At 40.4% G+C, this 21,036-nt stretch carries 21 protein-coding genes; 11 read left to right on the forward strand and 10 right to left on the reverse strand.

Features of this window, described 5'->3' with window-relative positions; genetic code table 11:
* Positions 1 to 4 precede the first annotated feature (4 nt).
* A complete protein-coding gene (locus M3182_RS02570) occupies positions 5 to 1,270 on the forward strand; it encodes an L-lactate MFS transporter (RefSeq protein ID WP_251556103.1) in 1,266 nt (421 codons plus the stop codon).
* Between the two features lie 198 nt (positions 1,271 to 1,468).
* Here M3182_RS02570 and M3182_RS02575 read toward each other — a convergent pair whose 3' ends face one another.
* Positions 1,469 to 2,038 (reverse strand): nucleotidyltransferase family protein, encoded by a 570-nt coding sequence (locus M3182_RS02575; protein WP_251435524.1) that lies wholly within the window; start codon positions 2,036 to 2,038, stop codon positions 1,469 to 1,471.
* Positions 2,039 to 2,235: 197 nt separating this feature from the next.
* The gene (locus M3182_RS02580) at positions 2,236 to 3,480 is read right to left on the reverse strand and encodes an esterase/lipase family protein (protein WP_251435521.1); all 1,245 of its coding nucleotides are present in this window, start codon (positions 3,478 to 3,480) and stop codon (positions 2,236 to 2,238) included.
* Between the two features lie 1,029 nt (positions 3,481 to 4,509).
* Here M3182_RS02580 and nhaC point away from each other — a divergent pair.
* Positions 4,510 to 5,961, forward strand: coding sequence for a Na+/H+ antiporter NhaC (nhaC, locus tag M3182_RS02585; RefSeq protein ID WP_251556105.1), 1,452 nt, complete (start codon positions 4,510 to 4,512; stop codon positions 5,959 to 5,961).
* Between the two features lie 267 nt (positions 5,962 to 6,228).
* Positions 6,229 to 7,059 carry a glycerophosphodiester phosphodiesterase gene (locus tag M3182_RS02590; RefSeq protein WP_251435515.1) on the forward strand — a complete coding sequence of 277 codons (831 nt, stop codon included), beginning with the start codon at positions 6,229 to 6,231 and terminating at the stop codon, positions 7,057 to 7,059.
* Positions 7,060 to 7,132: 73 nt separating this feature from the next.
* On the opposite strand, the gene M3182_RS02595 is transcribed toward M3182_RS02590, so the two are convergent.
* Positions 7,133 to 7,924: an ABC transporter substrate-binding protein gene (locus M3182_RS02595; RefSeq protein ID WP_251435513.1), complete on the reverse strand. Its 792-nt coding sequence runs from the start codon at positions 7,922 to 7,924 to the stop codon at positions 7,133 to 7,135.
* A 147-nt stretch (positions 7,925 to 8,071) separates the two neighbouring features.
* On the opposite strand from M3182_RS02595, the gene M3182_RS02600 reads away from it, so the two are divergent.
* The 3 genes from M3182_RS02600 (at position 8,072) to M3182_RS02610 (ending at position 10,217) form a co-directional block, all read left to right on the forward strand.
* The gene (locus M3182_RS02600; protein WP_251556111.1) at positions 8,072 to 8,515 is read left to right on the forward strand and encodes a helix-turn-helix domain-containing protein; all 444 of its coding nucleotides are present in this window, start codon (positions 8,072 to 8,074) and stop codon (positions 8,513 to 8,515) included.
* Positions 8,508 to 9,701 carry a macrolide family glycosyltransferase gene (locus M3182_RS02605; protein ID WP_251556113.1) on the forward strand — a complete coding sequence of 398 codons (1,194 nt, stop codon included), beginning with the start codon at positions 8,508 to 8,510 and terminating at the stop codon, positions 9,699 to 9,701. Before M3182_RS02600 ends, M3182_RS02605 begins: the two co-directional genes overlap by 8 nt.
* Before the next feature lie 69 nt (positions 9,702 to 9,770).
* Positions 9,771 to 10,217: a hypothetical protein gene (locus tag M3182_RS02610; protein WP_251556119.1), complete on the forward strand. Its 447-nt coding sequence runs from the start codon at positions 9,771 to 9,773 to the stop codon at positions 10,215 to 10,217.
* 92 nt (positions 10,218 to 10,309) lie between these two features.
* Here M3182_RS02610 and M3182_RS02615 read toward each other — a convergent pair whose 3' ends face one another.
* Together M3182_RS02615 and M3182_RS02620 are read right to left on the reverse strand one after the other, a co-directional pair.
* Positions 10,310 to 10,864 (reverse strand): hypothetical protein, encoded by a 555-nt coding sequence (locus tag M3182_RS02615; protein WP_251556132.1) that lies wholly within the window; start codon positions 10,862 to 10,864, stop codon positions 10,310 to 10,312.
* Positions 10,865 to 10,951: 87 nt separating this feature from the next.
* Positions 10,952 to 11,362 carry a VOC family protein gene (locus M3182_RS02620; protein ID WP_251557072.1) on the reverse strand — a complete coding sequence of 137 codons (411 nt, stop codon included), beginning with the start codon at positions 11,360 to 11,362 and terminating at the stop codon, positions 10,952 to 10,954.
* A 323-nt stretch (positions 11,363 to 11,685) separates the two neighbouring features.
* On the opposite strand from M3182_RS02620, the gene sstT reads away from it, so the two are divergent.
* The 3 genes from sstT to M3182_RS02635 all read left to right on the forward strand — a co-directional run bounded on the left by sstT (position 11,686) and on the right by M3182_RS02635 (position 13,809).
* Positions 11,686 to 12,897, forward strand: a complete 1,212-nt coding sequence (gene sstT / locus M3182_RS02625) for a serine/threonine transporter SstT (protein ID WP_251435504.1) — start codon at positions 11,686 to 11,688, stop codon at positions 12,895 to 12,897.
* Between the two features lie 152 nt (positions 12,898 to 13,049).
* Entirely contained in the window at positions 13,050 to 13,211 is a 162-nt protein-coding gene (locus M3182_RS02630; RefSeq protein ID WP_251435501.1) for a hypothetical protein, read from the forward strand.
* A 49-nt stretch (positions 13,212 to 13,260) separates the two neighbouring features.
* A complete protein-coding gene (locus M3182_RS02635; protein ID WP_251435498.1) occupies positions 13,261 to 13,809 on the forward strand; it encodes a histidine phosphatase family protein in 549 nt (182 codons plus the stop codon).
* Between the two features lie 91 nt (positions 13,810 to 13,900).
* On the opposite strand, the gene M3182_RS02640 is transcribed toward M3182_RS02635, so the two are convergent.
* On the reverse strand, positions 13,901 to 14,149 hold the full coding sequence (locus tag M3182_RS02640; protein ID WP_251435495.1) for a DUF2164 domain-containing protein: 249 nt from the start codon (positions 14,147 to 14,149) through the stop codon (positions 13,901 to 13,903).
* A gap of 211 nt (positions 14,150 to 14,360) precedes the next feature.
* On the opposite strand from M3182_RS02640, the gene M3182_RS02645 reads away from it, so the two are divergent.
* The gene (locus tag M3182_RS02645) at positions 14,361 to 15,614 is read left to right on the forward strand and encodes an MFS transporter (RefSeq protein ID WP_251435491.1); all 1,254 of its coding nucleotides are present in this window, start codon (positions 14,361 to 14,363) and stop codon (positions 15,612 to 15,614) included.
* 147 nt (positions 15,615 to 15,761) lie between these two features.
* A complete protein-coding gene (locus M3182_RS02650) occupies positions 15,762 to 16,601 on the forward strand; it encodes an FG-GAP repeat domain-containing protein (RefSeq protein WP_251435488.1) in 840 nt (279 codons plus the stop codon).
* Positions 16,602 to 16,660: 59 nt separating this feature from the next.
* On the opposite strand, the gene M3182_RS02655 is transcribed toward M3182_RS02650, so the two are convergent.
* From M3182_RS02655 to M3182_RS02670, 4 genes are all read right to left on the reverse strand, one after another.
* Positions 16,661 to 17,398: a hypothetical protein gene (locus M3182_RS02655; protein ID WP_251435485.1), complete on the reverse strand. Its 738-nt coding sequence runs from the start codon at positions 17,396 to 17,398 to the stop codon at positions 16,661 to 16,663.
* Positions 17,376 to 17,990 carry a PH domain-containing protein gene (locus M3182_RS02660; RefSeq protein ID WP_251435482.1) on the reverse strand — a complete coding sequence of 205 codons (615 nt, stop codon included), beginning with the start codon at positions 17,988 to 17,990 and terminating at the stop codon, positions 17,376 to 17,378. The genes M3182_RS02655 and M3182_RS02660 overlap by 23 nt, the downstream gene beginning before the upstream one ends.
* A 90-nt stretch (positions 17,991 to 18,080) precedes the next feature.
* Positions 18,081 to 19,226, reverse strand: a complete 1,146-nt coding sequence (locus M3182_RS02665; RefSeq protein WP_251435479.1) for a retropepsin-like aspartic protease — start codon at positions 19,224 to 19,226, stop codon at positions 18,081 to 18,083.
* Between the two features lie 452 nt (positions 19,227 to 19,678).
* On the reverse strand, positions 19,679 to 21,025 hold the full coding sequence (locus M3182_RS02670; RefSeq protein ID WP_251435476.1) for a GntP family permease: 1,347 nt from the start codon (positions 21,023 to 21,025) through the stop codon (positions 19,679 to 19,681).
* Positions 21,026 to 21,036 lie beyond the last annotated feature (11 nt).

The raw sequence follows: 21,036 nt of genomic DNA on the forward strand, positions 1-21,036 counted from the left end.
GAAGATGAAAACAAAAAATCGTTGGTTAATCGCACTATCAGCAGTTGGGATTCACCTTTCAATCGGTTCGGTTTACGCATGGAGCGTGTTTACAAAACCCCTTCAACACGAGATGGGCTGGGGGTTGAAGGAGATTTCGCTTACGTTTAGCTTGGCCATTCTTTTTTTGGGATTATCGGCTGCGTTTTTAGGACATTTTGTTGAAAAGTTTGGCCCACGAGCCGCCGGTACTTTAAGTGCCGTGTTTTTTGGAACAGGAGTTGCTGGGGCAGGGTTGGCTATACAGTTAGAATCATTGATGTTGCTTTATTTCTTTTACGGAATGATTGCTGGGATTGGCTTAGGTGTCGGCTATATCACACCTGTTTCAACGTTGGTCAAATGGTTTCCTGACAGACGAGGTCTTGCAACGGGATTAGCGATTATGGGATTTGGATTTGCTGCGATGATTGCAAGTCCAATTATGAATTTTTTAATTGAAAACTACGGCATTTCTAATACCTTCTATATTCTTGGAGCATGTTATTTCGTCATCATTTTTTGTTCTGCTCAGTACCTTGCACCACCGAAACAGGGTTGGATTCCAAAAGGCATGCAATCAACAGGGAAAACTTCAGGGAACGTGAAACTGAAGGAAGATTTGCGTCAGTTAACCGCAAATGAAGCGGTCAAAACGCGTGAGTTTTGGGCGTTATGGTTGATGCTATTCATTAATATCACGTGCGGTATTGCGATCCTCGCGGTTGCTTCACCGATGGCACAAGAGCTAGTCGGAATGTCTGCCGCGGGGGCAGCGACAATGGTTGGAGTCATGGGGTTATTTAATGGAGGCGGAAGAATTGTGTGGGCTACCATTTCGGATTATATCGGCAGACCCAATGTCTACACATTATTTTTCGCTCTTCAAGTGGTCGCCTTTTTCTTACTGCCTAATCTAACAGTTGGATTGCTATTTTCGATTACCGTTTACTTGATTATGACCTGTTATGGAGGAGGATTTTCCTCAATCCCGGCCTATATTGGTGACTTGTTTGGGACAAAGCAGCTTGGTGCGATCCATGGTTATATCTTGACAGCATGGGCGGCTGCCGGTTTAGCTGGACCAATCTTTGTCTCGTGGGTAAGGGAAACAACGGGGAGCTATCAAGGCACATTGGTCATATTCTCAGGAATCTTTGTTTTAGCTTTAGCGGTTTCCCTTCTAATTCGTTTGGATATTCGAAAACTACGAGAAGCGAATGAAAAGCAAATGGTGAAAAACGCGGGATAAAGCATGTGGTTGCTGGTGTAACCTATGTAGATTCGAAAAAGGCTGTTTATAACAGCCTTTTTCAATTGGACTTTATGTCATTTTAAACGTGTCGCGAGTAAACAACTACGGGTTTAGGTGCCTTAATACTAGAGCACCCAATCCGATTTACCGTGAATTTTAAAAAAGCCATTTCACAGTAAAACGGCTTTTTTAGTTCTATTTAATGTGGTGTATTTTAATTTCATGCCAAATAGACTTCCAATTCTTTTTAATCATTCGCTCCTCGTAAACTGCCGCAAGTTCTTTTGTTTCCGTAAAAAAGGGTGTTGGTTTCAATTCTAAATTGAGGACATCATCTAGTCCGTATGGGGCACTAAGAACTAAATGGTTTTCCTCGTCAAGCTTTACTCCAAGGGCTGTCGCAGTTTCTGGAAACTTTGAAATAGCATCTTCTGAAGATGTATACGGAGGAAGATTGTTAATGACGTGCATTCTAGCTTCATTTTTCACGGACCAGGGTATATTAGGTAGAATGCTTTTTAACTTATTCTCTATCTCTTTTTCATGATCCTCATCAATGTTTGTGTGGTCAAAATAGATCAAATCAATATCTGGTATTGCAGTTGGTTTTTTAAAGCCATGAATAGCGTCCCAGATTTTTGATCGCACAAATCCTGCACATATCCACCAGTCAGGTAAGTTTATTGTGCTCGCAACCGTTAGAATCTCCATCATTTTTTTATCGCTTTCGATTAGTGTGATCACATCTTCTTTCTTCTTTATCATTTTAAACATCCCCTCACAAAGCGAACGTACATTACTATATTAGCGCATCAAGCATGAACGGGGAATGTTCGATTGCTTACCATTTATTCTAGTAGCAAAATTAGTTGTGATCTATTTACTTACACAAATCAAACCAACAGGTTTGTGTTAAATAGCTTATCCAAAGATAAAATCACTCATTATAATTGTAGCCAATCTCAACTTGGCAGATTATGAAGGTTTGTCGCCAACTCATGGAAAAAGCGATAAAGGTCTTTGACACCAAGATTGTCAGCACTTCCAATTCCGATGAAATCAAAATGGTCCCAACCGGTATGAACCGGGAAATAGTTCCATACGCCTTTTTCTATATCGCCATCGTATCTTTTATATGGGTGACCGAAAGGATACTTTGATGAAATGACACTCACAATTCCATCGTTTGGCCACCATGTTTCATCTATTACAGGTTCAGGGCTATTCCGCTTGTAAGAACCGATAAAAAGGCTTGAGTTTCTCATTAACGGGTGTAAGGATAGCTTCGGGATTGCCTTACCTGTAAAAGGATCTTGGTAAGTTGCTTTCCCGGTGTAAGAAAAATAATAAACATCAGGATGTGTTTTAACCCATTGGTTAATGGCGGCAGCGCCCCAAGTGGATAAGTCATGGGAACTAATGTCTTCACTGTCCCAAACGGAACTATGGTAAACACGATCCAAATAGTCAAGGAAAGATTCACCAAGGTTGCGTTTCAATCCCCAGTGATCCAACTTATAATCGTAAGCAAGTGTCTCAGTTTTCGCGCCAGATAAACTGGCAGCTTTCAATATCCATTCTTGAATGAGCGGAGCAATGCGCTGTTCATCAGCAAACGTGGAGCCATTATGCGGCGTGCCGATTGTGGTGACACTGTGAACCCAGTTTTTCCCGCCTTGGAATAAGGGAGATATCCCTTCTTCTGGATGCTTAAGGTAATGTTTGCGTTCCTCTTCTGAGCCATTTTTTAAAAGTTCGACAAGCGTTCGAGCGGTTTGACCACCCATGCTGTGACCAATCAAATGAATTTTGTGCTGGTGATCCCATTGACTAAAAATTCCTGGATAGGTACGTCCATAGCGGTTGTGCCCATATTTTTCCGCATGGGTAGCACCATAGTCAACGGTTCCACCTTTTAGATAATAATAAAGCTCGACAGCACGGTCATAATTACTTGAGACCGGACCGACTGTTGCTGTAAAGGTACGATGTCCTGTTTCGTTCAAGTTTCGTTCGACATCTTTCAAGCCACCCCAATATTTAATGCCTCCCATTTCGTCTCTGCCCCAGCCTGTTAAACCATGAACAAGCACTAGCGGATAATCATTTCCAATCCTCTGCCCGTTTTCCTTTCCAATCTCTGCAAAAGGTGTTGTCCATAGGGTCGCTAGAGATAAAGCGTTTACAAAACAAGGCGATAAGACCAAACAAAAAACCCCCTCGCTTACAATAGAATCCTTAAATATACTAATTTCGCTATGAATCTGTTAAAAACCTGCAAATAGGCGGAAAAACTTGCGGAAATGGGAGAGGTACAGTAATCGCGGGAAGGTATCGATGCCCGTGGAAGAGTAAAAAAGAGATGAGTGGTAATCGAGCGAGGTTGTCGATGCCCGTGGAAGAGTAAAAAAGAGATGAGTGGTAATCGAGCGAGGTTGTCGGTGCCCGTGGAAGAGTAAAAAAGAGATGAGCGGTAACCGAGCGAGGTTGTCGGTGCCCGTGGAGGAGTAAAAAAGAGATGAGTGGTAATCGAGCGAGGTTGTCGATGCCTGTGGAGGAGTAAAAAAGAGTTGAGCGGTAAGCGAGAGAGGCCGTCGATGCCCGTGGAGAAGTAAAAAAGGGGTGAGCGGTAAGCGAGAGTGGTTGTCGGTGCCCGTGGAAGAGTAAAGAAGAGTTGAGCGGTAAGCGAGAGAGGCCGTCGATGCCCGCGGAGGAGTAAAAAAGAGATGAGTGGTAATCGAGCGAGGCTGTCGGTGCCCGTGGAGGAGTAAAAAAGAGTTGAGCGGTAAGCGAGAGAGGCCGTCGATGCCCGTGGAGGAGTAAAAAAGGGGTGAGCGGTAACTGAGCGAGGTTGTCGATGCCCGTGGAGGAGTAAAAAAGAGTTGAGCGGTAAGCGAGCGAGGCCGTCGATGCCCGTGGAGGAGTAAAAAAGGGGTGAGCGGTAACCGAGAGAACAGTGTAAGTACGCCCTTTGGGTACGATTTGCGACCATATTGGAGCATTTCTACGAATCGCTATTATTAGACGGCAATTAATTTGGGCTCATCTTGTTATATATGAAATTATCATTGGATATGCCGTTTTACGGATTATGTTAACTTTAGTATTATATTTGTATACCTTTTAGAAACTTAGTAATCAGCGGTTGCTTCTGAAATGATTGATTTTAGAGGACGTATCTTGAAAAATGAACTAAGAATGAGTATTTAAAAATGATAACCAAAAGGAGTGGTTGGTTGGAAACCGATAGGATTCGAAAACCTTCATTTATGTACGCTTTGTCTATGTTAATTTCTTCGATTGCAATTGTCTCAATTGGGATACTTGCATTTGATGCACCGATTCAAATTTTGATGTTGATCAGCATGCTTGTTTTGATTCCGTTTATGATGGGATTGGGATATTCCTATAAACAAGTTGAAAAGTCGATGTTGACGTCGATGAGTAGGGCGCTACAGCCTGGTCTGATTCTTTTAACCGTCGGAATTTTAATCGGTGCATGGATTGCATCCGGAACGGTCCCTACCTTGATTTATTATGGTGTAAAGGCTGTTTCGCCAGAATTCTTTTTAGTCACAACCCTGATTTTCACTTCAGTTGTGGCGACTTTTACCGGAACTTCATGGGGAACCGTTGGTACTGCTGGCGTGGCGATGATGGGAGTAGGTACGGCGTTAGGAATTCCCGTTGGTGTAACGGCAGGGGCGATTGTGAGTGGAGCTTATTTTGGGGATAAAATGTCACCACTTTCCGATACTACGAATCTAGCTCCAGCCGTAAGTGGCGGAGAGATTTTCGCTCATATTAAGCATATGCTTTGGACGGCTTTACCTGCTTACATCATTACCGCAATCATTTTCACGATTATTGGTTTAAAATACAATGCGACGACAGTGGATGCAGCAAGCATTTCTCAATTGACAGCAAATTTAAATGAGCACTTTAAGCTTGGGATTGTTACCTTGCTTCCAATTGTTGTGCTAATTACATTGTTAATTTTAAAGAAACCGGCTGTTCCTTCAATCTTTATTGGAGCTGCAGTTGGTGGCGTGATTGCCGTTGCTTATCAAGGAACGAGCTTAGCAGACACTCTTTCAATTTTTTATGATGGTTACCAAGTTGACTCAGGCATTGCAATGGTTGATGAATTGCTGCAACGCGGTGGTTTAACAAGTATGCTTGGTTTAATTGCATTATTTTTATTCGCACTTGGATTAGGTGGAATGTTGGCAGAATCAGGTGTGCTTGAAGCATTGATTGCCTCGTTTGCGGATAAAATTCAACATACCGGGACACTTGTATTTGTAACCATTGTCGTTAGTTATGCAACGCTGATGATTGGTGGCTCGGTTTATTTTTCAACCGTTATGGGTGGAACATTAATGAGACCGATTTTTGAAAGATTGAACTTAAAGCCTGAGAACTTATCAAGGATTCTGGAAGATACCGGAACACAGGCGGCGCCCCTTGTGCCTTGGACAGGTGGGGGAATGTATACTGCTGCAACGCTAGGTGTCGCAACGACGACTTATCTGCCATTCGCTTTCTTGGCGTTTATAACCCCAATGATTTCGTTATTCTACGGAATTACCGGGTTAACAATGACGAAGAAAGAGCAACCTGAAAAAAAGGAAAAGAAACCGAAGCAAGAAAAGAAAAAAACGGCGATGCAGCCGCTTGAAGCTTAAAGTTTTAAAAGGATTAAAAGGAAAAGGGCGTATGCTTGGGCATATGTCCCTTTTCTTTTGGTGAATTTTTAAGCTTCATAGCCTAAATGGAGTAGGAGATAATTCCTGTTTGGTCGAATTTAGGCTAAAAATGTTAAAATTCGTAAGAAAATAGGTCGAATTTTGTTCATGTAATCTTTATGAAGTTATTAATCTAGCTACATACTAGTGCAACATCTCTTTTTTAGAATAAAGTTGTATACATATTCGAGATAGGAGTTGGACAAAATGAACAAAAAATTTTTATTAGGAACAGGTTTAGCATTTACATTGTTATTCAGCCCGTTTGGTCAAGCGTTTGCGTCAGAACCAACTGTTGGTGAAAGGAAGCAAGTGGATAATATTGCTCACCGAGGGGCAACTGCTTATGCGCCTGAAAACACAATTGCCGGTTTTGATTTGGCAGTGGATATGAAAGCCGATTATATTGAAATCGATGTACAACGAAGCAAAGATGGGGAATTAGTATTAATCCACGATACGACCGTGAACCGAACTACTGACGGAACTGGAAAAGTAGGAGATTTAACTTTTGAACAGTTGCGAAGCCTTGATGCTGGTAGTTGGAAAGGAGAACAATTTACAGGCGAACAAATACCGACATTTGAAGAAATTCTTGATCGCTACCATGGCAAAGTTGGGATTTTAATTGAATTAAAAGCGCCGGAACTTTACCCTGGGATAGAAGAACAAGTGGCTGAAGCGTTAAAAGAGCGAAATCTGGACAAACCTCAAAATGAAAAAATCATTATTCAGTCGTTTAATTTTGAATCGATGAAAAAAACGAATGAATTGCTTCCGAAAGTTCCTATTGGTGTATTAACTAGCAATCGTGCACATACAACACCGGAGGCTTTGCAAGAATTTTCAACATATGCCGATTGGTTTAATCCAAGCTATGGTATTGTGACCAAAGATTTAGTGAATCAAGTTCATTCTCTTGGAATGCAAATTGGCTCATGGACCGTGCGCAGCCAGGAAGCTGCAGACTTTTTATTCGAAATGGGAGTCGACGCGATCATTTCCGATTACCCTGATTATGTTGATCCTCGGAACTAAAAAAATGAAAAAGCAAACTCAGCTTTTTAAGCGAGTTTGCCTTTTTATTTTTTTATAAAAATATTTTTCATTATCATCCTTCTAGTTCTGCAAATATTTCACTGAAATAGTTCGCAGCAGCTACCATTCGCGGTCCATACCAGAACATTTCTCCGTCGAGGATGAAGGGTTTCACATGAGGTAAAAACTCCCTAAATTCGGTTAGATGTTTTTCTTTAAACGGAAACGGCTCAGTGGCTAAAAACAGATAATCTAGTTCCGCTTTTTGAAAATCTGTTTCGGTGACGGCAGGGTAGCGCCCATCATATGTGCTAAACACATTTTTAAAGCCCATTGAGGTTAAAAGCGAATGGATATAGGTGTTGTTCCCAACGACCATATATGGTTTCCGCCAAATTACATAAGCGACCTTTTTGCCTGTTAGCTTTGGAAGGTTTTGAAATCCGGTTTGGATGGTGCTAAGGAGTTGTTCGGCTTCCTGTTTGCGATTGGTTAGTTTACCTAAGTCCGCAATCATTTTATAAGCAGTTTGGACAGAGTCTACTTCCGCGACATAGACGGGAAACTCTTTTTCAAGCTGTTCAACGATTTCCTTCGTGTTCTCCTCTTTTTCAGCTAAAATTAAATCTGGTTTTAAATCTCTGATTTTATCAAGCTGGATTTCTTTTGTTCCACCAACGGGGACGGCTTGCTGTACCTTTTCTTGGGGATGAATACAATAGCGTGTCCGGCCAACGATTTCATTTTCTAAACCTAATGAATAAAGCGTATCGGTCAGGCCGGGTGCTAAGGAGATGATTCGCTTTGGTGGAAACGCGAATTCAACGGTGCGGTCCAAATGGTCGGTACTCTTTTTTACTACCATAATAGATTCCTCCCTTCAATCTTAATCTTCCTTCCTTTTACTTTATCAAAAACGTCCGAATGCCACTAATTTTTACAAAAAATGTTTCATAAAGTTGATAGACCTTAAGTTTAATCTTATCTATAGTTTAGATAAGGAGTTGAAGATATGATTGGAATGAATATCCGTATTTTACGGAAACGAAATAAAATGAGCCAGGAAGTACTGGCTGAGAAAATTGATGTATCGCGGCAGACGATCACAAAATGGGAAAATGGTGAAGCTTTGCCCGACATTCAAAAAAGCAAAAGGATGGCCGATCTTTTCCAAGTATCATTGGATCAGTTCACTGGAGAGCTGAGTGAAGAAGAGTTGATGCAGATTGGGCCGAAAGGAAAACAATTTTTTGGTGTTGTGAAAGTGGGCGAACGAGGACAAATTGTCATCCCAAAGGAAGCGAGGGAGCTGTATCAGATTCAGGCTGGCGATAAGCTCGTGGTGTTGGGCGAAGACGTGACGAAAGGGATTGCGATATTAAAAAGTGAAAGTTTTCTCGAGTTTGCCGAAATGATTCGGAAAGCAGAACCTGAAGAGGAGTCAAACAATGAGTAAAATTGTTTTCTTTTCGATTCCTGCCCATGGACATACAAACCCGACACTTCCTGTTGTTTCTAAGCTAGTCAACGCTGGTCATGACGTTTGGTATTATAGTTTCAATGAATTTCAAGAAAAAATTGAAAAAGCTGGGGCGACGTTTATTTCATGTGATGCTTATTTACCACCTATTGATCAAAAAGAGTTGGAACGAAAAGTAGGGAAAGACTTTGCCGCTTTGATTGAAATGGTTGCCGATACAACCATTCGTTTAGATGAAAAAGTATGTGCGGAATTAATGGGAATTCAACCTGATTGTATTGTTTATGATTCGGTTTGCTTTTGGGGGAAACTTATTGCGAAGAAATTAGGAATCAAGGCTATTTGTTCGACTACCACCTTTGCTTTTAACAAACATACGGCGAAGTTGATGAAACGTGGGGTAAAAGAAATTTTTGGAATGATTTTCGGAATGCCCCGAATCAAGAATAAAATGCAACTTTTGCAATCTTATGGGTATGAGGTGGAAAACTTTGTTTCGTTGATTCAAAATGACAATGAAACTCATACTATTGTCTATACAACAAAAGAATTTCAGCCTATGGTAGAAACGTTTTCTAAAAAAGTTCGGTTCGTCGGTTCTTCGATTGTGCGAGGAACGGGACCTTGTAAGGAGAATAGCGGTAAAGGCGATAAAAGCGTCATTTATATTTCTTTAGGGACTGTTCTTAACCCAAACAACAACTTTTATCAAAACTGTTTGCAGGCATTTGGAGACAAAGAAGGTTATGAAGTCATCATGTCGGTGGGAGAGAAGACGGACCTGTCTTCGTTCGGTCCGTTCCCTGGCAATTTTACTGTGGAGAAGCTAGTGGACCAGTTAGCTGTTTTACGGAAAGCAAATGTCTTTATCACGCATTGTGGCATGAATAGTGTGAATGAGAGTTTGTATTATGCAGTGCCAATGGTGTTAATGCCATTGCATGGTGAAGAACGAATGGTAGCAAACCGAGTGGCTGAACTCGGTGCGGGCATCATGCTGAACAAAACCAAGCCAAAAAACTTGGCAGAATCAGTGGAAGAGGTTCTTGAGAATTCATACTATCGGGTAAACGCTCAGAAACTCTCGGAAAGCTATCAACAATCAGGCGGTGCGGTGGCAGCAGCTGAGGTGATCCAAGAGGTGATTAATCAAAAAGCTTAAGGTTTGTGAGGTTGTGTGAATATAGTGAAGAAAAGCTAAGGAAAGCATTAGAGAGAAAGAAGGGGTTAGATGGGGAAGACACGAAAGAAAGGGAAAAAACAGCCGAAACAAACCGGAAAGGAAGTACTGAACGGGTTTTTTTGGAGACTTGTCCCATTTTTAATTTTGCTCCTGGTTCTGTGTTATGTTGCAGTTCTTGGCAATGGATATGAGATATTTGAAGAGCGCGGTTGGAATCCTACGCTTGTGCTTGTTCTCCGTTATGTTGACCATATTGTGTTGGCGCTTATTCCGATGGTGATTGCGCTGCTTTTGTTATGGTTTTATGTGCGAGCATGGATTCGTTGGATTCAGAACAAGGAAGGTACCATAAAAAAACAGCTAGCCAAGATTCTTATTGCAAGTGTTCTATTTTTGGGTGCTTTAAGTGTTTTATTAAGCGTTTCGATTAATTTATGGTCGACTGTTTTTCAAGCCCCTGATGATTATTGGCAAAGAGAGTGGGACCTAAAATAAATAGAATACTAGAAGTGACGTTAGCACTTCTAGTAAGATTAAAATTATCCCGCATTAACTGGTAGTAAAATACCATGGAATGAAGTTACAATTTATTCTCTTTCTCCAGAAAGGATTTGCCCAATTTCATCAAATACTGTTGTTTCGACGGGTAAGGGAACTTTTTCGTGGAATGTTGCATACCAAACATACATGTCCTCGCGAACGTAAAAACGGTTGGGCTGGACATTGTCTGCATTGTTTATCACGATTGTTTTTGCAGCATCTTCAGCAAATCCGTAGATAACCGAGAAATCATCATCCACATTGGCCCGCCAGTCAATAGGGCCTCTGTCTCCTCTTTCTTCTTTAAATTCTTGAAAATCCATCATCGGCGTGATGACTTTTTTAAGATCAGTTAACTCTTCATTTAACCATACCGGGACGATCCCTGAACTAGTCTCGGCGAATGCTAAATCAGAATCCGTATCAACCAAAAGAATTCGTTTGCAATCGCCAAATTGCGCCTTTATTTTTTCACAAATGTTTGTTTCTAGGGAAGTGGTGGGAATCGGTGAGGTCGTAGGTTTCATTGATTGGAAAATAAATAGTGCTAATCCAAACAATAATCCGATACAGAGTGCGGCAATGAATGATTTTTTTCCCATCATGGCTCCTCCAATATAAAAAATGAAAACATACTCTGTTGGTATTCCATTATACGAAATAGAATTAGAACATTTTCATGTCGGTTTTTATATTCCATTCGTATTCTGTAAGACAATCCTCCACCCATCAGGATCCGCTATGGTTATTCCGTTTTTTTCCCAATAAGGATTTTCAGGCTTAACCTCTGTATAACCCATTTCTGCAAGGTGCGCTGCGATGCAATCGCGTTTTTCTTTGTCCGGAATGTAAAAGACAAGTAAATTATCTTCAGTAGGGGCAGGGCAAGGGCTGCCGTTTTCATGCTGGGTAAATTCTAGGTGATAGCTGGTACCAGGAAGTCCGAGCATCACCCCATCGTAGCCGTCATGTTTTTCAAAAGAACCTACGACTTCTAGACCCAGTCCGTCATGGTAAAACTCGACCATTTTCGTTAATTGATCCGTTGGGCGGGCGATTCGAAACTGAACGGCAGGAAGTCTGTCTGACCATTTTGTCATCATTCTTACTTACACCTCATTTAATTCTTTACTCTATTATAAAACCACAACGCTATTTTCGTATATGAAACTCCCAGACTATTAAAAAAATAGTTCAATCTATTTTTAACGGAAGATGGGAAATTAAATTTTTCAGGAGATAATATTTTACTATTGTAAAATGACAAAATAATCTATATAATCAGGTCTATCAATAAAAGACAGTTGTGTTTTTACAGAGGACTAAAGGGTAGTTAATATGCTAGAGACAGGGAAAAAGATGGACCTTTTCATGCTAGTTTTATAACGATCCAGACATCACACAATATTTGGGGGAATGATAGATGAAAAGCATATGGGGAATGTGGAATCGACTGAGTTTAGTAAAACAAATCTTAATCGGATTGATTGTAGGGATTATATTAGCGGTTACGGTTCCGGATGCTGCAAAACCAATTGTCATCTTAGGATCATTGTTTGTGGGTGCGTTAAAAGGGATTGCTCCGATTCTTGTATTTTTCTTAGTTATGGCGGCGATTGTTCAACATAAACGTGGACAGAAAACGAATATGAAAACGGTTGTTATTCTTTATTTATCAGGGACTTTTTTAGCGGCACTTGTTGCGGTAATTGCGAGCTTCTTATTTCCGGTTCAGTTAACGCTTGCCTCAGGTGCAGAAGATTTAACACCTCCTGGTGGGGTAGTTGAGGTTCTGAAAACATTATTGCTAAATGTTGTGGATAATCCATTTAATGCAATCGCGAATGCGAATTACATTGGAATATTGGCCTGGGGGCTTGTGCTTGGTTTTGCGTTAAGAAGTGCGTCGGATTCAACGAAAATGGTTATTTCCAATGTTTCCGAAGGTATTTCAAAAATGGTTACATGGGTAATCAAGCTGGCGCCGTTTGGAATTATGGGACTTGTGATTGAATCGATCACAACAAGCGGTCTCGATTCATTATTGGGTTATGGGAAACTGCTTGCAGTTTTACTAGGGTGTATGTTCTTTGTGGCCCTTGTGGTAAACCCATTGCTTGTATTTGTAACAGCGCGCCGAAATCCATATCCACTTGTATGGACGGCAATTAAAGAAAGTGGAATGACCGCATTCTTCACGCGAAGCTCGGCAGCAAACATTCCCGTGAATATGCGATTATGTGAGAAGTTAGGCTTGAACAAAGATTCTTATTCAGTGTCCATTCCATTAGGAGCCACCATCAATATGGCAGGCGCGGCGGTCACAATTACGGTATTGACTCTTGCAGCAGTTTATACTTTGGAAATTCCTGTGGACATTCCGACCGCGATTATTCTTAGTGTTTTGGCAGCAGTGAGTGCTTGTGGTGCCTCTGGGGTTGCTGGTGGGTCGTTGCTGTTGATTCCGTTAGCGGCAAGTCTTTTTGGAATTCCGAATGAAGTGGCGATGCAAATTGTTGGGGTCGGCTTTATCATTGGTGTTTTACAGGACTCGGTTGAAACCGCACTTAATTCATCCACCGACGTGGTGTTTACTGCAGCAGCAGAGTATAGAGAGTTGGGGACAAGATCGTAAAGTGTAGGGATATTGTATAGTAATGTTAATAAAGTTGGCTATAAGGGGCGAACCAAATAATGTGGTTTCGCCCCTTTATGTGTTCATTTTGGTCCAGGATTGTACATAAATTAAGGGTCCTTTTAAAAATAGAAGTTTAGGTTATATGATGAATGAAGAGAATGCTATTCTGTTTCTATAATAAACGTTATGGAACAGAAGGAATTGTGGTTTTGGGAACGAACAATTTTAAGAAAGAAGTTTTCTTAATAGGGATAGTTGGGTTAATTGAAGCAATTGATTTCTTGAAAAAATCAATCCAACTGGATTTATAGGGGAATAATGGATAGGCATTAAAAGCATCTAAAATGGGAGAGGGATTCATTGGAAAATATTTATATTGTTAGGCATTGTGAAGCACAAGGGCAGCCACCTGAAGCCCGTTTAACGGAAAAAGGCCTTCAACAGGCTAATGAGTTAGCGGCATTCTTTGCTGATAAGAAAATTGATCGAATCATTACTAGTCCGTATAAACGGGCAATCGATACGATGCAGCCATTTGCAACGAAGGTGAATGTTGAAATTGAGCTGGACGACCGCTTAACAGAACGGGTTCTTAGCACGAAAAACCTGCCTGATTGGCTGGAAAAGTTGGAAGCAAGCTTCGAAGATTTGGACTTGAAATATGATGATGGTGAATCTAGTCGCGAAGCAATGAACCGAATTGTTGAAGTGGTTGATGACGTGATAAACACCGATGACCACCAGAATACGATTATTGTGACACATGGAAATCTGATGTCATTGCTGTTAAAGCATTTTAATCAAGAGTTTGGATTCGAAGAATGGAAAAATCTTCGGAACCCTGAAGTGTATCTCTTAAATCATGAAAAAGGTAGGGTCACTCAATTAGAGTTCACAGTGACGACCTAATCTATCTGGCAATATTAATAGAAAACACTCTTGCTGAAGCCAATTTGGTTACAAGGAGAGTGAATCTACGTATAGATTCACTCATCATGATTTATTTGTTTTTAATTGGACGCTCAAGAGTCAAGATTTCCTCTTCAAGTGAAGCAAATTGTTGTTCAACAACATGCCTAGCATCTAGGACCGCTGCGTTATAAAAATGAGGAGCAAGAGACTTTTTTACAAAATCTAATACTCTTTCTGCAGCAAATTCAGTGATCTCTTCATCTCTTTCTTGTGAAAAGAAAGATTGAATCTCAGAAATCATAAGTTGCTGTTGATCTTTTGAAAGTTTAATAAACATAAAAAACACTCCCTTGATTGTATGACTGTACTATACAGGGAAAATAGCGAAAATCAAAGACTGTACTATCATGAAAAATTATGTACAGGAGTTTGAGTAACAAGGCGCCCCGAAAGGTCTTGTTTCACAGAAAATGTTCCACAGAAATAGAGTTACTATTCTAACGAAATATTCCATATATATGGTGTAAAAGCGAATGGGAGAGTGTGGATTGGAGAAGCAGGGTTCCCGGTTTCGGTGGGTTGTTTTTGGGTGTGTGTTGTTTACATATTTGTTTATGTCGAGTCAGCGGACTGCTCCGGGGCTGATTACGAATGAAGTGATGCGGGATTTTCAGGTGAGTGCGGCGACGATTGGGTTGCTGGCGAGTATGCAATTTTTGGTTTATACAGGTTTGCAAATCCCGATGGGGCTGTTGGCGGATCGGTTTGGGCCTAATTTTTTTCTGATTATTGGATCGTTTCTGACGGGGATTGGCACGATTATTTACAGTCTTGGCACACATGAAGTAGTGCTGTTTATTGCGAGAATCTTAACGGGCATTGGTGATGCGACCATCTGGGTCAACTTGGTGTTGATCTTGAGCCGTTGGTTTAGTGCAAAAGAATTTTCTCGGTTTATTGGAGTGGCGGCAATGACGGGAAGTCTTGGGTTTCTGGTAGCGACTGTGCCGTTTGCAGCTTATATTGATTATCTTGGCTGGCGTCCTGCTTTCTTTTCAACCGGTGTTTTATTATGTTTGTGTGCGGCCGTCCTTTATTATGTTCTTGTTAAAAAAACGAACCAACCTCTTTTTGAAAGAAGGGAAATGAAACGGGAGAAAACAACGGTTCTTTTGCGAAAGATTGTTTCTAGTCGTCAAGCATGGGCGTTGTTTTTATGTCATTTTGGACTTGTCGGAACGTATGTCGGATTCATCGGTTCCTGGGCGGTTCCGTATGGGATGAATCTTTATGGTATGACTCGTACCAATGCAAGTCAGCTCGTGTTGGTTGGCTTGGTGGGAGCGCTCATCGGGGCGCCGCTAGCAGGTTGGATTTCCAGCAGATTGGGAATGATTAAAAAACCATATATCGTCGTGCATGCTTTGATTGTGTTATGTTGGTCGACTTTTCTTGTGACCGATGCAAATCCACCCGTTCTCTTTCTGACCATCCTTTTCTTCGTGATTGGTCTTGCATACGGGGCCAATGCTTTAACGTTCGCGTCTGTACGGCAGTCATTTCCGCTTCACGAATCCGGGATTGCTTCTGGGTTCGCAAACACAGGAGGATTTTTAAGTGCAGTCTTGCTGCCGAGCATTTTCGGTTTGTTGTTGGATTATTCTCAGTCTGCTACTGGGAGCATCGGCGATGGCTACTATTTTGGCTTTATCACTCCAGTTTTGTTCTCAAGCTTGGGCTTGATTGGTGTGCTGATGTTGAAGGAGAAGGTTCAGGAGCAGGGGAGTGTGGCAAGTAGTTAGTACGCGGCTGTCTGTCTTCTTCTGGCCATATTGAAAAATAGTTATCCTAAAATTGGGGGATGCCTTTTTTAGGATTAAGTAAAAGAGTACTGTCTTTTGAATAAGGAAACAATAATCCCTAATGACGTTTAGAGAAGGGGATTATTCGTGAGAAAGACTATTTTTATAACCCTCATTTACCTATTGATTGAAAGCTTATCTTTTTCAGTCTCTAGTTTCGCAGAAAATCAAACACAAGATGAAATGAACGCGGTATTAAAAACGTTCCTACCACCAAATGCACAACTCGTCTATCCTGAAGCACCGAAAGGAACGAAATCTTATCAGTTTTATGATTTCGATCAAGACGGACAAAACGAGTTGATCGTCACTTTTAAAATGAAAGCAGCAGACCAACCAAACCCTTCGCAATACGGTGTGATCCTATTAAGAAAAAACAAAGAGGGCTGGGAAAAGGTTTGGGAAACACAGACTCAGGGAGTAGGGTTACCTTACTCAGGTTTTGCTGATCTTACGGGAGATGGAAAAAAAGAATTTCTCTTTGGCATAGCCATTGGTGCATCCGCAGGAAATCAGCTTCAGATTTATCATTATCATGGTCATGCATTGAAAAAAATCGCAGAAATTCCATATCACATGTTGGAACTATTAGGGAATGACAAAGTGAGTCTTGCCGTCTGGCAACGGTACATTGCCAATACTTATTTTGTCGACGTGCTTATGTGGGATGGGAAAAAATTTGTTTTCAATGAAGAGCGTTTTGCTAGCTATTATCCTGTTATTGAAAATTTTTATAAAAATAAAATTGGAGCGATGGATGCGTGGTTCTACTGGTATACACTGGCAGATGCTCAAATAAAAGCGAATTTATTTGAACGAGCGGCTGAATCAATTCAAAGGGGAATAGCTCTAGCACAACAGAAACAACTGCCAGATGAGATTGAAAACTTTCACAAGTTAAAGGAAAAATTAGAGGGAAAGAGATAATAAAACGCTGTTGAAGTGTGTTTCAACAGCGTTTTCGTTATTGTGGAGGAAAAAGGAAGCTACTCCACTACCCATTGAATTTCATAACTATCAACGAATCTGGTGCTTTTCTTCGTGGACAAGTCCATGATATAGGTATGGCCAAAAGAATCTGTTAAGAAGCCGTCGATGATTGTACCAATCGGTGTTAGGTGCTCCATCGAAGTGTAGACTAGATAGTTTCCATTCGGTGAGAAACCGATTGGGTTGTACCCAGTCCATTTTGGGTCATAAATGCCTTTGAATTTCAGTAGCAAGCTTTCTTCATTATTCTCCGTTAAATAAAGGGAGCCTTTCTTGGCAACAACCGTTTGCTGTTTGAAGTGAGTTTTTATATAATCAGTGCTCATTTCCATTACATCCTCTTTAAGCAAAGTTGGTTGTGTTTCTCCTTCTTTTAAGGAAAACATACTCCAAGCGCCGTTATTCATTGCGATAAAATGAAAGGTCTTTTCTACCTGGTTATAATAAAAATCTAGAATATTGTCGTTGTAGTCCCCAGTACTATCCTTGCCTTTCCCTTTATGGCTGTATACAACTGTTTTGTTTTCTAGATTGGTATCTGCTTTAAAAAGTGTTTTAACACCATCGACTCGTTCAAGGTAGTAAAGGGTTCCTTCTGTTTCGGAGAGCAGTTGGGTGTTTTGAGTACTCTTTAACTTCGGGAAAACAGTGATAATGAGAACCATTAATAATAGAGAGAAAAGAACACCAATGATTGCTTTTTTCTTCCTACTAGTTATTGATGTACTTCTCATATACCTCGCCAAAGTCTTTTTGGTGATATTGATGAAATGCAGACTCTAACCATTGGAAGCCAAATTCCGTTAATTGTTTATATTGATCCGCAAGTTGGGTCTCATTGGTTCTGGCGTTATGTAGGACGGTAACGGCTTTATCAAGGCTTTGATTGGCCAATTCGAGCATTGTATCGTTTTCGCGAGTCACTTCAGAAATGTAAACAAGTGCTTTATACAGATCATTGAGTTTATCTATTTGTTTTTTATCCACATCAATACTTAAATTTTCATTCCCTAATTGGAATTTAATTTCAATATCTAAATCGACTCTTCCGGCTGTTTCTAGTAGAACGTTTGAAATTTTATAATGTGAATAAGGATAACGTTTCAGTGTTCGTTTGGAAGAAACCGCGTTTTCGCCATCCACATGGATGATTGCTAAATTTGTAAAGCAATATTCATCTGCTTTTGTTTTAATCAAAAAATAAATCTTTTCGTTGTCTTCGTGGCGAACATAATCATCCGCATCGGTTTTGTCATAATCCTGTGGTTCGATAATTTTTCCGATATCAGATAAACCTAGTGCATCTGAAGCGAGTTTTTTTAACATATATGATTCTCTCCTTTTTTCAGTTTAACGAGACAATTAATAGTTTACCATATTTTGTCGGTTGGAGTGATGTGGTCACAGTTTATTAGCTTACAAAATAACCGCAAAACTTCTATTAAAATAATCAATGATCAAGCGTCCATTCCGTGCAATATCACTTCCAATAACACCATCCAGTTTAAAAAAAGTACAAAAGTTGGAAAGCATGATTCGGAGATTATGAAACTCGATGTTCTGGTTGGGATTCACTTGGAGGGATAAATATTCAAGTGTTTCTAATTCCCTTTCTTTTAGATCCCCAAGGCCACCGGCATACAACGTCTTTTTCTCAATTACAGGATCCTTGATTTTTGAAAGAAGGGGGTGACCGAAATGAGTTTGATTCGCCCCGGTGTCTAACCCAAAATACAAAGGGTCACGTTCCTCGCTTTTCACTTTTACAATTGGTGCACCACAAAAGAAGAGATTATTTGCTTTATTGTCGGCGGGGATTGGCATTTGTATCACCACTTCCCTCTGTTTGTAGTCTATTTCTAGATAGAGATGTTGAAGAACATCCCAGCCAATAATTCCGTCAATCACCATTACTTCATTACTGTGAGGAAATTGAAAGGTTAACGAATCATCCGCAATGACCAAGGAAGGTAGATTATGGATGCGAAGGTGGCCCATGTCAAGGGTATTAATAAATGCTAAATCGGTCGCAATCTTTTTATTGGTTGAGTTTCCAACAACCATCTCTTGTTCTCTAAAAATAGGGATCTGGCATTCTTTAGCTATTGAACAGGAAATAACTGACATACCAGCTCCAGTATCCAGCCAAAAGGATTTCTGTTTTCCATTGATGACAATTTTAACGGTTGGGCAGCCGGAGAGACTTAGTTCCATTGGCAGCTTCATATGATTCTTTGAAAATGTTAATTTCACGGGTTTCGCATTGAGACAGGCTTTGGCAAGTAGACGATTACTTATCTCAACTCTTTCGTCCTCAAGGAGACCGATGTGAGCCATTTGTTTCCAATGTGCTTGGCTGAAAGAAAGATCAAACAACAGATTGGCAATGCTCGTTCCAAATGAAGATTCTTGATTCAGTAGATATAGATCTTTCAAAAGGTCAATCGCCTGTAAGTCTTTTCCCGCTGTGATGTATTTTAAAACTGAGCGGAATTTTTTGTTTTCATCAGTATTTTCAATTAACTCAAATTGAAACGTCTCTAATGGACCAAGTGAATTCACGTTTATGCCCCCCTGTTACTAAAAATTTGTGTACTGCGGAAAAGAAGGATATTTTATCATTTTTTTATAGTTGGTGTGTTTATTATTAATCTATGACGTTAGTATAGCAGATAGATGATATGGTAGGCATTTACGGTGAATCTGGGCAGGGTAAGGAGATGAAAGTGGTGATACCTCTTTGGTAAAAATAATGAATGCTTTTTTTCGGTTTTTCGTTCAAAAAATATATAGTGCCCAAATTAATCGTCAAATACTTGAATATTATTACGATGAATCGACTATTGGTAGGGGATTTTGAGTGTTCTCTTGTTTCAGGTCTATCTTTGGGTCGTAATTTCACAAGAAAATACCTTCAACATTAAGGGATAATTCTGGTTCGTATATTTACTTGAAGTGCTAGATCACGGTAAAAAAACCCCTTCACAAAAGTGAAGGGGTTGATTTGTAATGGCTTACACAAACAAACTGAGTAATAAAATCATGCCTAATCCAGCAACAGATATAATCGTTTCAAGTAAGGTCCATGTCGCAAAGGTTTCTTTCATCGTTAATCCGAAGTATTCTTTGAACATCCAGAAACCAGCGTCGTTCACGTGAGAAGCGATGACACTACCAGCACCTGTTGCAAGGACAACTAAAGCAAGGTTCACGTCTGTTTGTCCTAACATTGGAATCACGAGTCCAGCTGTTGTTAACGCAGCAACTGTAGCAGATCCTAATGAAATCCGTAGGATCGCTGCAATAATCCAAGCAAGCAGGATAGGGGAAAGGGTAGTTCCACTAAATAATTCGGCTACATAGTCACCGACACCACCATCAATCAATACTTGTTTGAAGGCACCGCCGCCACCAATAATTAATAGCATCATCCCAATACTTGTAATAGCATTTGTACATGAGTCCATTACAGTTTTTATTGGAATCTTTCTTGCAATTCCCATTGTATAAACAGCCACTAATAAGGAAATCAACATCGCCGTCCCAGCATCTCCAATAAAGCGAATGGCTGCTAGGAAACTATTATCCTCAAAGCCCATCAATTTTTGCAGCAAAGTGATAATCGTTGCGATTGACATTAAAATAACAGGAAGTAGAGCGGTAAAAACACTGATGCCAAAGCTAGGTGTTTCTTCTAACTTAAATTCTTTTTGTTTTCCTAATGAAGCAATATCACCAGATTTTGTAAATGAAGCCGGTACCAATTTTTTCGCAATCTTTGTGAATACAGGCCCAGCAAGGATGACTGTTGGGATTGCGACAATCATACCGTAAAGCAATACTTCCCCAATGTTAGCGCCATATTCTCCGGCAATAACGGTTGGTCCTGGGTGAGGTGGCAAGAAGCCATGAGTAACAGATAACGCCGCTACCATAGGAATTCCGAGATATAGGATCGAGATTTTTAATTGTTTCGAAATCGCAAATACGATTGGAATTAATAACACTAGTCCAACTTCAAAGAATAACGCAATACCAATGATAAATGAAGCAGCCACGACGGCCCATTGGATATTTTTTTCACCAAATTTGTTGACGAGGGTCATCGCAATACGCTGCGCGCCCCCTGCATCAGCGATTAATTTTCCTAACATCGCGCCAAGTCCGAAGATTAATGCCAAGTGACCAAGCGTTCCGCCTAATCCAGCTTCAATTGTTTTGACAATTCCATCTACAGGCATTCCAAGAGCTAACGCAACCCCGAATGATACAATGATCAGGGAAATAAATGTGTTTAATTTTAAGCCCATGATTAAAACTAATAAGGCCAAAATTCCAATTGCAACAATAACTAATGGCATGGTGAGTTCCT

The organism is Mesobacillus maritimus, assembly GCF_023715205.1.
GTDB lineage: Bacteria > Bacillota > Bacilli > Bacillales > Cytobacillaceae > Mesobacillus_B > Mesobacillus_B maritimus_C.

What these genes read in the sequence shown, in the direction of transcription:
- M3182_RS02570 (WP_251556103.1), top strand. Translation starts at nt 5, where the DNA reads ATGAAAACAAAAAATCGTTGGTTAATCGCACTATCAGCAGTTGGGATT.
- M3182_RS02575 (WP_251435524.1), bottom strand. Translation starts at nt 2,038, where the DNA reads ATGATAAAGAAGAAAGAAGATGTGATCACACTAATCGAAAGCGATAAA.
- M3182_RS02590 (WP_251435515.1), top strand. Translation starts at nt 6,229, where the DNA reads ATGAACAAAAAATTTTTATTAGGAACAGGTTTAGCATTTACATTGTTA.
- M3182_RS02595 (WP_251435513.1), bottom strand. Translation starts at nt 7,924, where the DNA reads ATGGTAGTAAAAAAGAGTACCGACCATTTGGACCGCACCGTTGAATTC.
- M3182_RS02600 (WP_251556111.1), top strand. Translation starts at nt 8,072, where the DNA reads ATGATTGGAATGAATATCCGTATTTTACGGAAACGAAATAAAATGAGC.
- M3182_RS02605 (WP_251556113.1), top strand. Translation starts at nt 8,508, where the DNA reads ATGAGTAAAATTGTTTTCTTTTCGATTCCTGCCCATGGACATACAAAC.
- M3182_RS02610 (WP_251556119.1), top strand. Translation starts at nt 9,771, where the DNA reads ATGGGGAAGACACGAAAGAAAGGGAAAAAACAGCCGAAACAAACCGGA.
- M3182_RS02615 (WP_251556132.1), bottom strand. Translation starts at nt 10,864, where the DNA reads ATGGGAAAAAAATCATTCATTGCCGCACTCTGTATCGGATTATTGTTT.
- M3182_RS02620 (WP_251557072.1), bottom strand. Translation starts at nt 11,362, where the DNA reads ATGACAAAATGGTCAGACAGACTTCCTGCCGTTCAGTTTCGAATCGCC.
- sstT (WP_251435504.1), top strand. Translation starts at nt 11,686, where the DNA reads ATGAAAAGCATATGGGGAATGTGGAATCGACTGAGTTTAGTAAAACAA.
- M3182_RS02630 (WP_251435501.1), top strand. Translation starts at nt 13,050, where the DNA reads ATGAAGAGAATGCTATTCTGTTTCTATAATAAACGTTATGGAACAGAA.
- M3182_RS02640 (WP_251435495.1), bottom strand. Translation starts at nt 14,149, where the DNA reads ATGTTTATTAAACTTTCAAAAGATCAACAGCAACTTATGATTTCTGAG.
- M3182_RS02655 (WP_251435485.1), bottom strand. Translation starts at nt 17,398, where the DNA reads ATGAGAAGTACATCAATAACTAGTAGGAAGAAAAAAGCAATCATTGGT.
- M3182_RS02660 (WP_251435482.1), bottom strand. Translation starts at nt 17,990, where the DNA reads ATGTTAAAAAAACTCGCTTCAGATGCACTAGGTTTATCTGATATCGGA.
- M3182_RS02670 (WP_251435476.1), bottom strand. Translation starts at nt 21,025, where the DNA reads ATGCCATTAGTTATTGTTGCAATTGGAATTTTGGCCTTATTAGTTTTA.